The organism is Nibrella viscosa (assembly GCF_039541875.1).
GTDB classification, from domain to species: Bacteria; Bacteroidota; Bacteroidia; order Cytophagales; family Spirosomataceae; genus Nibrella; species Nibrella viscosa.
Map to the genome: position 1 here is coordinate 152668 of NZ_BAABHB010000008.1, position 14482 is coordinate 167149.

The window sequence follows — 14482 nt, forward strand, 5'->3', positions numbered from 1 at the left end:
ACAATGCTGGGTGGTACGAATACGGTTCTAAAACGACTACCCACCGCTCCGGATTGTTCAACGGAACGTCTGCCGGGCAATTTTTCCATGAGCGCCCACCGCCCAACAGGCATTTCTTACGCACGATAGGGCGTGAAACCCTTCACCCTCCGCCTGTGTCCAGCTTTTCCCATTATCGGCTGACACACTTGTACCCGACGGGCCGACAACAACCAGCCGCCCGTCGGCCAGCCGGCCTACAGCTTCTTTCAACCCCTGTGGAACCGCTGGGGTAGTCGCCTGCCAGGTCTGCCCGCCATCGGCAGTAACAATCACGTTCTGCACCGGCTCTATTTCCTGCCGATAATCACCGCCGGCGGCCATTCCGTTCCGGCTGTCCCAGAACCGCAGGCCAAAAATACCCGACGATGGTCCTGCTTTCATGGGTGTTTCGCTAACCGTCCAGCTTTTGCCCCGGTCCCGCGACCGGAATATCCGACCGGCCGTAGCACCCCCGGAGCCAATCCAGACGTTCTGACTACCTTCGACCACCATTGATGAATTACTGGCTGCAAAGGCTGCTTCGCCGGGCTGCATGGGCGGCAGGGCCTCCGGCGGCACACGCTGCCAGGTCCGGCCACCATCATTGGTCAACAGGATAAACCATTTACCATCGACCGGATCGCTGAACACGATACCGTGCCGGCGATCCCAGAAGGCAATGCCGTCGAAGAAGACCCCGGCGGTCTGTGTCTGAAACCGGAGTTGCCAGGTCTTGCCGCCGTCCAGGGTTTCGTAAATACGGGCCTGACCGCGTTCGGCGGGGCCGGCGCTGGTAACAAAAGCCCGGTTGGCACTGAAAGCCACGATGCCCCGAAAATCGAGCGAATCGGCACCGGGTACGTTGCGCACCTGCCAGGTAGCCCCGCCGTCTGTCGTGCGCAAAATGGTACCCTGCGAACCACCAGCCCACATAATATTGGCACGGGGAGTACTTACTGATCGGAAACTGGCACCGGTACCGGGCTGTTGTAGCTGCCATTGGGCGTGTGCCGGCCAGCCGAACATGAGAAAGAGCAAAAGCAGCGAATAGTTATGGGGCATGGCACTTTGTCTGGACAAGCATTTACTTCCGGGCACAATCATACAGAAATTCTTAAAACAATTGCGGTGAGACAACTGGTTATACAAAGTTTTAAATCTCGTTCATGACCAAATTTTAATTGGTTTTTAAGCACTTATCGGCCCTTGAAACCGTTTAATGAATACCTAACTAAGCAAGAAAAACGAAGCTATATGCATCAACGTCGTGACTGGCGTTCCGCCCTGCTACTGCTGGCGGCCGGATCGTTTCTGATGACCTCCTGTAAAAAGGAGATTGATTCAATCACCCCGCAATCATCCACAACTACATCGACCACCAGTACTTCTGATCAGGAGGTAAATAAGTGGATCATTGATAACCTGAAAATCTATTATTACTGGAACGATAAACTTCCGGCGAATCCGAATAATACCCAAAAGCCGGCTGATTTCTTCAAATCCTTACTCTACAGCTATGACGCCACGGTCCGGCCCGATGGCGACCGGTTCTCCTGGATTCAGGAAAGCGCCGACGAACTGAAAGCGTCGCTGAGCGGGGAGTCGAAAACGACCGGTATGGAGTATCAACTGTACCGCCCCGCCGGAACAGATGATATTTACGGAAAGGTATTGTACACGCATCCCGGCTCGCCGGCTGCCCTGGCAGGCATTAAGCGCGGAGACATCTTTTACAAAGTGAACGGGCAGAAGCTGGTTACGGCTAACTACTCACAGCTTCTGGCCGGTGATGGGTCGACGTTTACCTACGGCTTTGCCAAACTACAGGATGGTAAGATTGTGACCACAGACGAGACCAAGACCGTGACTCCGGTGGTATTACAGCAGAACCCCATTCTGATGGATACCGTGTATACCATTGCTGGTAAAACCATTGGGTATTTTGTTTACAACCAGTTTGTACCCGGCCCCAACGGCAGCAGTGTACCTACCTACGACAACCAGTTAGACGCTATTTTCGGCAAGTTCAAGGCGAAAGGTGTCAATGAACTCGTTATCGACTTCCGCTACAATCCGGGCGGTTACGTATCATCGGCCACCAACCTGGCCAGTCTGATCGGCCGGGGCGTTGACCAGTCTAAAGTATTTGCCCGCAAGGAGTGGAACAGTACGTTGACGCCCGAACTGGAGAAACAGTACGGCAAATCGTTCTTCTACGATTACTTTAAAACGAAAGCCAACAACATCGGCGGTAATCTGAATCGGGTGTATGTGCTCACAACCCGGCGGACGGCTTCGGCCAGTGAGCTGGTGATTAACGGCCTTCGCCCCTACATGACTGTAACTACGATTGGGGCAACCACTACGGGCAAGAACGTAGGTTCTATTACCATCAGCGATGATACCAAGAAGATTAAGTGGGGAATGCAGCCGATTGTGTCAAAGTCGTTCAATTCCCTGGGACAGTCGGATTATACGGCTGGTTTTATTCCGGCGGTGAAAATCGATGAGTTGCTGACGCAGGACTGGAAGCAATTTGGTGACATCAGCGAAGTAATGCTTAATGAGGCCATTTACCAGATAACGGGTGGTCGTACGGCACGTCGCCCGGCCCCTCCGCAAGAGTCGACAACCATCATCTCGTCGTCTATTGAACAGAAAGCCGGCGGTAGTAATATGTTTTTCGAGGCCCCTGCGCTACGGGTAAATCAATAAGTTTTTTGCATTAACTAGGCCAGAAAGCAACCCATTGGGTTGCTTTCTGGCGTTTATAGGTATGGGCTAAAATCGCCCGGCCTGATTTGTGGCAACGTTTCGGTAGATTCGTTATACAAATAAACCCAGCAGGGCAGCGTTTGTCTAATGCCTATAACCGGCAGTAGTTTCCGCACGAATAGCCCGGCACCAGAGCCGCTATCAGCCGTGTCTTCGTAAGCGTCGAGGATCCGCAGCAGCTCAGCCGGCGCGTGCATCCGGTAGATTTCGCCCAGGATCTGGTCGGTGCCGGTAGGGTCAAAGACGGCACCCGGAAACCAGCCGACGCGATAGAGCCGACCCGGCAGCCGACCCTGGCCGAGGTATGTACTCTGGCGGTGAAGCTGTTCGGCAACGGGATTACGGGCCTGCTGCATCAGCGTACCGTATACGAATAACAAATCGGTAACCGATGATTCTTTAGGGTCAGACACTGTTTTTATAACTTTGAAAGCATTAAATTAAGCATCGACAAACACCGGACGACATGTACGAGAAAAATATAGGAACAAAACAGAAGGCCCTGCGGATAAACCTGGACCGGAAAATCTACGGCTCTTTTGCCGAGATTGGCGCCGGTCAGGAAACGGCTGCGGTGTTTTTCAAGGCGGGGGGATCTTCCGGGACTGTCGCCAAAACAATGTCGGCCTACGATATGACTTTTAGCGACGCCATCTATGGTCCGGAAGAAAGCGGCCGGTATGTCGTAGAGTCCAGGCTGTTGAAAATGCTCAACAAAGAATACAGTCTGCTCGAAAAACGACTGGCCGAGAAGCGTGGGGCCGATACCACATTCTTTGCTTTTGCCAATACGGTTGTCGCCTTAAACTATCAGAAAACCAATGAAGGGCATGGCTGGCTGGGGCTGCGGTTTCAGCTTACCCCGCAAGCGGCTTACAACGACGTGATTATTCATGTTCGGATGCTCGACAACGAGAATATTCTCCAGCAGCAGGCGCTCGGTATCATCGGCACTAACCTGATTTACGGCTGCTTCTACTACTATAAATCGCCCGAAACGCTGGTGTTGTCTCTGATGGATGACCTGACGCCGGAACGCATTCAGATCGATATGATTCGGTTCGACGGTCCGGACTTTGCCGGCGTAGACAACCGGCTGATGAGCCTTCACCTGGTGAAGAATGGGTTTACGGATGCGGCCCTGTTCGGTCCCGACGGGCGGGTGTTGCAACCGTCGGAAGCACTCTATAAAAAGCATATTCTGCTGTTGCGCGGCCGGCTGCGCCCGGTTACCAATGTTCACGTCGATATGTTCGAGAACGGCCTGAAGCAGTTTGAAGCCGAACCGGACGTTGACTGCGAACGGGTAGTTTCGGTTTCGGAACTGACGCTGCACAACCTGAAGGCTAATGAGCAGGGGATTGATGAAAAGGATTTTCTGGACCGGGTGGATATCCTGTGTTCGCTGGGGCAAACGGTAATGATTTCCAACTACCACGAATACTACCGGCTGGTGGCGTATCTGTCGAGGCTCACTCGTCTGAAGATCGGCCTGATCCTGGGCATTCCGAACCTGGAATATATCTTTGAAGAGAGCCATTACGAATTTCTGCCAGGGGGTATTCTGGAGTCGTTTGCGACGCTGTTTAGCCGTAAGGTAAAGTTGTTTGTCTATCCCACCTTAAAAGAAGGCCAGATATACACCTGTCAGGATTTTCATCTGGCTCCCAATCTGGAGCCGCTGTACCAATACCTTGTGCAGAACGATAAGATTGAAGACATCCGCGATTACAACGAGCAGAACCTGCATATTGAAACCGATCAGGTGCTGGAGATGATACAGCGGGGCGAAGACGGTTGGGAGCGAATGGTGCCCGAAAGTGTTGTCCGGCAAATCAAAGATAACTGCCTGTTTGGGTATCCCTGCGACGTGCAGTATACACCCATTGGCGAGCAGGTACGCAAGCAGGTCGAGGCCGAGCATGTGGCCACCAGCGAACCTCAGGTGTAGCAACAAAAAGCCTCGTTCCATAAAGAATGAGGCTTTTTGTTGCTACACCTGAACATGTCTGCTTGTTACCGGTTCTGATACGTTTGGTCGTAATAGCTCTGGCTGAACGTAGCCCGCGTCCGTAGAGTATTCAGGATATAAACGCCACCCAGTCCAACAAAATGCAGGCCGATCCAAAACCAGGCCAGCTCGTTTCGTGTGCTAAAGAATAACAGGAAAAATGCCAGCGAAACCGAAATGGCCGAAGCAATAGCCAATAGTGTTCTTGATGATAGGTTATCAGCCCGGCCTGAACGTAAAATCAGGAAATTATACATGGCCTGCGTAGTCTGAATAGATCCATAAATCAAAGCCCAGAAGCCCAGGTAATCCATAAACAAGCGGGGCTCCCTAACAGATGACACCAGGACCACTATACCCAATCCAAGATCGGTAAGTGCCTGAATTAAATGAAACCAGTAACTTTTGTCAATTAAGCGAATCGGTATTGAAAATACGAAATGGGTAATACCTGCAATGATAAAAAGTATGCCCACTATCGTTATTATTGCCGAAGGGCCATCTCCGGAAAACATAGTTAATAAGCCAATGATAACCAGCAGCGCAGACTTGGCAAGCAGCAGACCCCACTTTGGCACTATATTTTTTCTTTCCATAACGTTAGTAGTCTATCTGACCAATAGAATTTAAAATAAAACCCGACGTTACTGGTTGTTGTTTGTGAATTCTGCATTTCTGGGTATAAGACGGTATAGCCTTGTTACTTTGTACTTTTAATTGGGATAATTCGGTTTTTTGGCGGCTAAGGATGTAACGGGCTGCTTTCAACAGTTTTTTAAGTGGAATGAAAATGCTACAAACAATGCGGTGGTTCGGCCCCAACGACCCCGTTTCACTGATGGATATTCGGCAGGCCGGGTGTACCGGTATTGTCTCGGCGCTGCACCAGATTCCGGTGGGTGAAGTCTGGCCGGTTGGGGAAATACAGAAGCGGCAGCAACTGATCGAAGTCGGCAACGAGCGGTATTCCTCCCTGCACTGGGTGGTGGTGGAGAGCTTGCCGGTACACGAGGATATTAAGAAAGGTCGGCCGGGCCGGGCCACGTACATTGAAAACTATAAGCAGTCGCTGCGCAACCTGGCCGCCTGTGGTATTAAAACCGTATGCTATAATTTTATGCCCGTGCTGGACTGGTCGCGCACGAATCTGAACTATCAAATGCCGGACGGCTCCCGCGGCTTACGGTTCGTCTGGGAAGACTTTGCCGTGTTTGACCTCTGTATCCTGAAACGGCCCGGTGCCGAAGCTGATTATGAGCCGGAGACTATAGCCGCAGCCCATGATAAGTTTGCGCAGATGAGTCCTGAACGGATTATGGAGCTGTCATCAATTGTGCTGCTGGGCCTGCCCGGTTCCGAAGAAAGCTTTACGCTGGAGACCTTCCAGGGCTTGCTGGACGAGTACAAAACTATTGGAGATAAAGCTCTGCGGGAAAACTTGTATTACTTCATCGGCGAGGTAGCGCCGGTGGCTCAGGAGGTGGGTATCAACCTGTGTATTCACCCCGACGATCCCCCGCGCCCGTTGCTGGGTCTGCCCAGGGTGGTCAGCACCGAAGCAGATCTGGCACAGCTTATGGCGGCCTGCAACATCACGGCCAACGGGATTACCTTCTGCACCGGCTCACTGGGCGTCCGCCCCGATAACGATCTGCCCGGAATGGTCCGGCGGTTTGGTGAGCGCATTCATTTTATTCATTTACGAGCTACAAAGCGCGAAGAAGACCCGCGCAATTTTCACGAAGCCGACCACCTCACCGGCGATGTAGACATGTATGCTGTGGTAAAGGCCCTTGTGCTGGAGCAGCAGCGACGCGCCCACTACGGCGTCGGCGAAACGGCTATACCCATGCGCCCCGACCACGGCCATCAGATGCTCGACGACCTGCATAAAAAGACCTACCCTGGCTACTCCGCCATCGGCCGCCTGCGGGGCCTGGCCGAAATTCGCGGTCTGGAACTGGGAATTCTACGGGCGCTGGAAGACAAAGAACTGGTGACGATAAAGACTGCTACGATCTCTGCGTAACAACCAACCCATGAAAAAACTACTGATCGCTTTACTCCTTCTCACCTACAGCGCCCACGCCGACGACGGCTACCGCCTGTGGCTGAAATACGACTTAATCAAGGATGCCGCCAGGCGCGATACCTACGCCCGCTCTGCCCAATTCATCGCCGTAAGCGGCAACAACCCTATTCTGACAACAGCCGCCGGAGAGCTGCAAGCCGGTTTGCAGGGACTAGTAGGCAAGGCTATACCCATTATCACAAATGCCGGCAACCGCACCGGCGGCATTATTCTATCGGTCAGCACCGCTCCGAATGCCGACGGGCAGGCGCTTAACAACGAAGGGTACCGCATCAGCAACCGGCAGAATAATATCTTTATTGCCGGCAAAACCGAGGCCGGGGTACTGTACGGGGTCTTTGCCCTGCTGCGGCAACTGCAAACCCAGCAACCCATTACCAGCCTCAACCTGACCAGCAATCCGAAGGTGCAATACCGGCTGCTCAACCACTGGGATAATGTAAACGGCACCATCGAACGCGGGTATGCCGGCTCATCGCTCTGGAAGTGGTACGAACTGCCCGAACGGCTCGACCCGCGCTACCGCGATTACGCCCGTGCCAATGCCTCCATCGGCATCAACGGTACGGTGGTGAATAACGTCAACGCCAGCCCCCGCTTCATGACCGGCGAGTACCTGCAAAAGGTAGCCGCGCTGGCTAATGTGTTCCGGCCGTATGGTATCCGGGTGTATCTGTCGGTGTACTTTCCGGCTCCGCGTACGGTGGGGGGGCTGAAAACCGCCGACCCGCTCGACCCGGAGGTGCGGGCGTGGTGGGCCAATAAGGTGAAGGAAATTTATAGCGTCATTCCTGATTTCGGCGGTTTTCTGGTCAAGGCTAATTCAGAAGGCGAACCGGGGCCGCAGGATTATGGTCGTAATCATGCCGACGGGGCCAATATGCTGGCCGAAGCCCTGGCCCCGTATGATGGCGTGGTGATGTGGCGGTCGTTCGTCTACAAAGCCGACCCGAAGGGCGACCGGTTCAAAGCGGCTTACGAAGAGTTTAAACCGCTGGATGGGCAGTTCAACAAAAAAGTGCTGGTGCAGGTGAAAAACGGCCCCATCGACTTTCAGGTGCGGGAGCCATTCCATCCGCTATTCGGAGCTATGCCGCAGACCCCGCTGGTGATGGAGTTTCAGTTGACGCAGGAGTACCTCGGCTTCGCCACCCATATGGTGTACGAAGCACCTCTGTTTAAAGAAACCCTTGAATCAGATACCTACGCCAACGGTAAAGGCTCTACCGTGGCGAAGGTAGTCGACGGCAGCCTGCACGGTTACCAGATCACGGGTATGGCGGGGGTAGCCAACACCGGCTCCGACCGCAACTGGACCGGCCACACCATGGGGCAGGCGAACTGGTACGCCTTTGGCCGGCTGGCATGGGACCATACCTTATCGTCTGAAGTTATTGCCAACGAGTGGGTGCAGATGACGCTGACAAATGAGCCAAAAGCCGTGAAAACCATAACGGATTTGATGCTGCGCTCGCGGGAGGTTTACGCCAGCTACACTAACCCGCTCGGCGTCCACCATATTATGGGCTACGGCATTCACTATGGTCCCGAACCCTGGCTTGACAAAGCCCCCCGCCCCGACTGGCGGCATACCTACTACCACCGCGCCGATTCTGTGGGCATTGGCTTCGACCGCACCGCAACGGGCAGCAATGCCCTGAGCCAGTATACGCCGGAGGTGCAAAAGCAGTGGAGTACTATGGAGACCTGCCCGCTGCCCTACCTGCTATGGTTCCATCACGTACCCTGGACAAAACAGCTACGCACCGGCCGGACACTCTGGGACGAATTTGTGACCCGCTACTACACCGGTGCCGATTCTGTGCGCTGGATGCAGCAGCAGTGGGCGCAGGTAAAGCCGGCCGTAGACCCGGAGATTTTTGAAGATGTCGCCGGTCGCCTGGCTGTACAGCAGAAAGAAGCCATTTGGTGGCGTGATGCCTGTGTACTGTATTTCCAGCAATTTGCCCGCCGGCCCATTCCTGCCCCCTTTAAAAAGCCCGAGCGCACCCTGGAGGAAGTAAAGCGCCTGGTAGATATTTACCAGATGCGGTAATTGACTGAAATCAGAATGGGGCCGTCCGGCCCCATTCTGATTTCAGTCAATTCATGGTAATCATGCGTTGCGGAAGAGCTTCCTGCACGCCGGGTGTGGATAGGCGGAAGGAGCGCTCGGCGCTTTCCTGCCCGTCGCTAATCCGAAACGTATATAGTCCATCTTTAACCTGGCTGAGGTCGAAGCGCTGGTGGAAGGCTTTCGTTTTCTTCGAGATCACGCCTGAATATAGGATTTGACCTTTGTCATCGCGCATTTCCACCTGGAGACGGCGGTCATCGTTGGGCTTCTCTACACTCATCCATACTTTCGAGGCATCGGCGGCCGGGTACATGGCTACCGCAAACGATTTCTTGTCCGGACCATCGCCCTGACCAACTGCCAGCGACGACACAAGGACCAAAGCTCCCATCAGGATTTTTGCAGCGGGTTGAACGAACGTTTTCATGGTGATGCAGATTTTAAAGGTGATTGTGTTGTGTTTTATTTCACCCTAAAGATGCAATCCGGAGCCCATGTGTAATGGAATTAGGAGCAGTGGCCGAAAAAACGGATAAATGGTAAGCGCATCAAAAACGGCGCTCCGTTGGCTAAAAATACTATATTGTGTCAGCCTTCGGTATACTCTAAGTCTTTCCCGAACGTTTCGTCTATTCTGGTCAGCGACCAGAATCCGACCAGAAAACAGACCATACCAACCACCGCCCCGGCCCCGATAACCCCCAGCGCCGGCTTTAGCATCTGAAAGGCAGGAATTGTGAGCAGTGTGGTGGCCCGCACATTGTTGGCTACCGATGTGGTTGCTGTTGCCCGCAGGTTGGTACCAAAGTGTTCGGCAGTAACAGTCAGAAAAAGGGCAATGTAACCTATGGCAAACCCCAGCCCGGTGCAGGTTGCATAAAACAGCCCGGCCGATTGAATGCCCGTAAACAGGTAAATGCCGACAAATGCTGCCGTTAGCCCCATCATCAGCCCAATGGCCCATCTGCGTGACCTCATCCACTGGCTGAGCGGTCCGCTCAGCAGGTCGCCCACCACCATACCGATATAGGTGTACATCACGCAGCGGCCCGGCAGAATCGGTTCCGGAATACCCAGCGCCTGCCCGAACTCGTTGCCGAACGTAGCCAGAATACCAATAACAAAATAGGTAGGCACGGCCAGGCCCATACAATGCAGGTAGGCCGATAGCCGCCGTCGGTTGGTAAACAGCAAAATTCGCAAACTTCCCCGCCCAACAGCCTCCTGTTTCATTTGCAGGTACATGCCTGATTCAAACACGCTCACCCGCAGCAACAGCAGAACCACGCCAAGACCGCCACCAACCAGATAGGTTGTTCGCCAGTCGAACAGGGTAACGGTAAAATAGGCCACAACGGCCCCCATTAAGCCCACTCCGGCTACAAGGGATGAGCCAAAGCCACGCAGTTCCTTAGGCAGAATCTCGCTGACCAGCGTAATGCCCGCGCCCAGTTCACCGGCCAGGCCCAGACCCGCAATAAACCGCAGTAAGGCGTACATCTGGGGGTCCTGCACGAAACTACACGCAATATTGGCCACCGAATAGGTGATGATAGAACCAAATAAAACGGATAGCCGCCCCCGTTTATCGCCTAAAACGCCCCATAAGACCCCGCCGATGAGCAGACCGGCCTGCTGCCAGTTATAGATGCGCCCGCCAATGAGCGAGATGTCTGCTTCAGACAGGTTCAGGTCTTTCAGGCTGGGTACCCGGACGATGTTGAACAGGAGCAAATCGTATACATCCACAAAATAGCCCAAAGCGGCCACTACAACCGGCAGGGAAAACAGGGATCGGTACGAAACAGCAGGGGGCCGGAGTGTGTTGGGTTGCATATCCGTAAAGTGAAGAAAAGTCAGAATAGCATTATTCGTGAAAATCAAGGTCTTTGGCAAACGTCTCTTCCATCCGGCTGAGCGCCCAGAAAGCCAGGGCGTACACCACGAGGCCAATTAACCCAGCAGCTACCAACGGACCGAGTGAGGGGCGAAAAAACTGAAAAAGTAACGTCATCGGAATGACCGTTCCGCGCATCATACTGGGAACCGAGGTAGTCGCCGTTGCCCGCAGGTTGGTGCCGTACTGCTCGGCCACCATGGTCAGGTACATGGCCGCGTAGCCGGTACAGAAACCAGCCAGCAAACAAATCAGGTATAATCCCTGAGCCGTGGGCACCCGGCCAAACAGAAAAACACCACTCAGCAGGGCGCTGGTCAGCAGCAATATGCCCACCGCTTTCCGGCGCGACTGCAGCCATTGACTGAACGGACCCGACAGCAAATCACCACCCGCCAGCCCCAGGTAAATCAGCATCACGCATTGGCCGGGCTTAACGGCTTCGGCTATACCCATAGCCAGCCCGAACTCATTGGCAAATGTGGCCAGTACGCCTACGATATACCAGATGGGAACGCCTACCGCCACGCAGCGCAGGTACTTCCGGGCTTGCGGCCAGTTTTCAAAAAAATGCAGGAAGTTCCCCCGGCTGATGTGCGCCTTTTCTTTGAGCTGCTCGAACAAACCGGATTCAAACACGCTGATCCGGAGAAACAGCAACAGGAGGCCTATACTGCCGCCGACAAAAAAGGCCGCCCGCCAGTCGAATAGTTCAACGGCCAGGTAAGCCACTCCGGCACCCAGGTAGCCAATGCCGGCCACCAGCGAGGTGCCATAGCCTCTGATTTGTTTGGGAAGCAGTTCAGCCACGAGGGTGATAGCGGCCCCTATTTCGCCCGATAAGCCCAAACCGGCCACAAACCGCAGCACGGCATACGTATTTACGTCCTGCACCAGCCCACAGCCCAGATTGGCCAGCGAGTAGGTGATGATGCTGCCAAACAGGACCGATAGCCGCCCGTGCTTATCACCCAGGATACCCCACAGAATACCGCCCAACAGCAAACCGGCCTGCTGACAGTTCAGCACAAACGTGCCGGCGGTTGAAATCTCAGCGTCTGACAAGCCGAGTGATTGTAAACTGGGCACCCGCACAATGCTGAAAATAAGCAGGTCGTACACATCCACAAAAAAGCCCAGCGCCGATACGACAACCGGCAGCGAAAACAGGGGCCGATACGAGATAGTGGACTGGGGTGAGTGAATGGTTTGGGGCATGGGCTTGTGGGAGCAAAAGAGAAAAGGGGCAGGCTGGTTTACTCTTCAAGATAATTCAGGTCTTTGCCGTGAGTTTCGGGAATGGTCAGGATGGAGTAAAAGCCGATGGCAAAGCTAATCAGCCCGACCACGACACCGGCATTGATGACATCTAGTGATGGCTTCAGGCTGATGTACAGAAAGTTCATGAAAATAACCGTACCGCGCACCATGTTCGGTACCGTAGTAGCGGCCGTAGCCCGCAGGTTGGTGCCAAACTGCTCGGCTCCGATGGTCACAAACATGGCCCAGTAGCCAATGCCGATACCCATACCGACGCAAAGTATATACAGCGTAGTGGCGCTCTTTTCGCCGGTGTAGAGGTAGATGAGGCTGAAGAATAGCGTAATGAGCATCAGCAATGACACCGCTTTTTTGCGGGAAGCCAGCGCCTGGCTGATGAACCCACTGGCAATATCGCCAATGGCCAGACCGGTATAACACCACATTATTGCCAGTCCCGGCTTGATAGGCTCTGCAATGCCCAGCGCCTTGCCGAACTCGTTGCTGAATGTTGCCAGAATGGCAATGACAAACCAGGTGGGCAGGCCGATGCCGATGCACTTCATGTATTTTGAAAACCGGGTGCGGCTGGTAAAGAATGCAAAGAAGTTACCTTTCTGTACGTGCTTCTGCCCGGCTACGTCTTTGTACATCCCCGATTCAAACACCCCAATCCGCAGCAGCAGCAGGCCAACTCCCATAGCCCCGCCGATGAAAAAAGACCACTGCCAGCTAAATAGCTCGACGGTGAAATAGGCCACCACCGCCCCTAGCAGGCCAATACCGGCAACCAGGGAGGTGCCGATTGCCCGCAGCTCTTTTGGCAGTACCTCCGATACCAGCGTAATACCGGCACCCAACTCGCCGGCCAGCCCGATACCGGCTATGAACCGCATAGCCGCGTAATACGTGATTGGGTCCATAAACGTGATCCGGTCGACAAAGCCGCAGGCAATATTGGCAATGGAATAGGTGATGATGCTGCCGAACAGGACCGACAGCCGCCCCCGCTTGTCGCCCAGTACTCCCCACAGAATACCGCCAATGAGCAGGCCCCCCATCTGCCAGTTCAGGATCATGGCACCAACGCGGGACACCTGCTCGTCGTTCAGGCCTAAGTCTTTCAGGCTGGGTATGCGCACTATCCCGAACAGGAGCAAATCATAAATGTCGACAAAGTAACCCAGGGCGGCTACGATAACCGGTAATCCGAAGAGGGTATGGGTAGCAGATTTGGGTTTTGGGCTAAGTGTCGGCGTTGACATAGAAATTCCGGAAAACTACAAAGGAAATTCTGCAAGTATACAATGCAGCCGTATAAATACGAAGTAAATAGCTTATTCGGTCGTTTTTTTGGTAGTATCAAGGTTAGAGGCCGGTCGGGCTGGTTCATTGGTAAGTGGTTCATTAGTTCGTGTTTCATCGGTTGTATGGGATGGGGTTTCAATTGTGGATGGCCCGGCATATACGGCGGGTAGAGGCATACGCTGGTCATACACCTGCCAGGAAACGCCTAAGGTCGCTACTTTCAGGCCAATGCGCCCGGCAATAAACACTTGCTGAATCAGGAGCATCAGCAGTATGGTGGTCCAGTTACTCATGCCTACGGCGCTTTCAATGGTAAAATATAAGGCAAACAAGCCGGCCCCCATAAGCAGTAGCACCCAGTACAGGCCGTAGGTCCAGACTAGGTGACGAAACACCAGTGCGCTTGCCCGCCTAAAGGCCCGTAGCGCATTCCGTTCATCCCGGCGCAGCATATCTACTTTGGCATAGTCTCCAATGCACAGCACCAGCGTTACCATAAGCGCAAAAGCCAGAAAGCAGCTCAGACCAATCCCAAATAGCTCTCGCTCCGATAACGCATCGGCGAAAGCCAGGATAAACAAGGTACACACGATCAGCCAGACAAAAGCCAGAAGCAACACAACTCCTGTACTAAGGGCAAACAAACCCACGTACCGGCGGAAGTAATGGCTACAGGCCTGCCAGAACGCGCCCAGTATCACTGGCCGGTGCGGTTCGGCAAACCGCATCAGAATGCCCCCGGTAAAGAAAACGCTCAACAGCAGGTAGACCACACTCGCCCAGCGGCCAACGGACAGAAGCGGGCTAATGGCGTTTCCCTTTTCCTGCATGAAATCAGTAAACACCGTATAATCAAACCCATCCAGCAACGCATCAAACGCGAGTGAATGGTCGGTTTCTGCCCTCACCGCACCGTAAAAAGGTAGGGCTACCAACAATCCCAATACCAGGGAGATCAGATAGATAACCAGTACCATTCGGCGGGAATGCCATGTAATACGCAGCGATTGCATCAGGAAAGACATAGATCGGTGAAGGTAT

General features: G+C 53.8%; 12 protein-coding genes. 4 read left to right on the top strand and 8 right to left on the bottom strand.

The features are described 5' to 3' along the window. Positions 1 to 57: 57 nt before the first annotated feature. Positions 58 to 1083, bottom strand: a complete 1026-nt coding sequence (locus ABD931_RS18960; protein WP_345269466.1) for a WD40/YVTN/BNR-like repeat-containing protein — start codon at positions 1081 to 1083, stop codon at positions 58 to 60. Positions 1084 to 1275: 192 nt separating this feature from the next. On the opposite strand from ABD931_RS18960, the gene ABD931_RS18965 reads away from it, so the two are divergent. Next, entirely contained in the window at positions 1276 to 2736 is a 1461-nt protein-coding gene (locus tag ABD931_RS18965) for a S41 family peptidase (RefSeq protein WP_345269467.1), read from the top strand. A 53-nt stretch (positions 2737 to 2789) separates the two neighbouring features. Here ABD931_RS18965 and ABD931_RS18970 read toward each other — a convergent pair whose 3' ends face one another. Beyond that, on the bottom strand, positions 2790 to 3209 hold the full coding sequence (locus ABD931_RS18970; RefSeq protein WP_345269468.1) for a gamma-glutamylcyclotransferase family protein: 420 nt from the start codon (positions 3207 to 3209) through the stop codon (positions 2790 to 2792). A 53-nt stretch (positions 3210 to 3262) separates the two neighbouring features. Here ABD931_RS18970 and ABD931_RS18975 point away from each other — a divergent pair, with 53 nt between their 5' ends. Next, positions 3263 to 4747 (top strand): TonB-dependent receptor, encoded by a 1485-nt coding sequence (locus ABD931_RS18975; RefSeq protein WP_345269469.1) that lies wholly within the window; start codon positions 3263 to 3265, stop codon positions 4745 to 4747. A gap of 65 nt (positions 4748 to 4812) precedes the next feature. On the opposite strand, the gene ABD931_RS18980 is transcribed toward ABD931_RS18975, so the two are convergent. Further along, positions 4813 to 5403 carry a hypothetical protein gene (locus ABD931_RS18980; protein WP_345269471.1) on the bottom strand — a complete coding sequence of 197 codons (591 nt, stop codon included), beginning with the start codon at positions 5401 to 5403 and terminating at the stop codon, positions 4813 to 4815. Positions 5404 to 5591: 188 nt separating this feature from the next. Here ABD931_RS18980 and uxuA point away from each other — a divergent pair, with 188 nt between their 5' ends. Continuing rightward, positions 5592 to 6836: a mannonate dehydratase gene (uxuA, locus tag ABD931_RS18985; protein WP_345269472.1), complete on the top strand. Its 1245-nt coding sequence runs from the start codon at positions 5592 to 5594 to the stop codon at positions 6834 to 6836. 10 nt (positions 6837 to 6846) lie between these two features. Beyond that, on the top strand, positions 6847 to 8955 hold the full coding sequence (locus tag ABD931_RS18990; RefSeq protein WP_345269473.1) for an alpha-glucuronidase family glycosyl hydrolase: 2109 nt from the start codon (positions 6847 to 6849) through the stop codon (positions 8953 to 8955). Between the two features lie 46 nt (positions 8956 to 9001). Here ABD931_RS18990 and ABD931_RS18995 read toward each other — a convergent pair whose 3' ends face one another. The 5 genes from ABD931_RS18995 to ABD931_RS19015 form a co-directional block, all read right to left on the bottom strand. Next, positions 9002 to 9403: a T9SS type A sorting domain-containing protein gene (locus ABD931_RS18995; RefSeq protein ID WP_345269474.1), complete on the bottom strand. Its 402-nt coding sequence runs from the start codon at positions 9401 to 9403 to the stop codon at positions 9002 to 9004. A 161-nt stretch (positions 9404 to 9564) separates the two neighbouring features. After that, positions 9565 to 10812 (bottom strand): MFS transporter, encoded by a 1248-nt coding sequence (locus tag ABD931_RS19000; protein WP_345269475.1) that lies wholly within the window; start codon positions 10810 to 10812, stop codon positions 9565 to 9567. A gap of 31 nt (positions 10813 to 10843) precedes the next feature. Beyond that, entirely contained in the window at positions 10844 to 12091 is a 1248-nt protein-coding gene (locus ABD931_RS19005) for an MFS transporter (RefSeq protein ID WP_345269476.1), read from the bottom strand. A gap of 38 nt (positions 12092 to 12129) precedes the next feature. Then, positions 12130 to 13398: an MFS transporter gene (locus tag ABD931_RS19010; protein WP_345269477.1), complete on the bottom strand. Its 1269-nt coding sequence runs from the start codon at positions 13396 to 13398 to the stop codon at positions 12130 to 12132. A 72-nt stretch (positions 13399 to 13470) separates the two neighbouring features. Continuing rightward, positions 13471 to 14466, bottom strand: coding sequence for a hypothetical protein (locus tag ABD931_RS19015; RefSeq protein ID WP_345269478.1), 996 nt, complete (start codon positions 14464 to 14466; stop codon positions 13471 to 13473). Positions 14467 to 14482 lie beyond the last annotated feature (16 nt).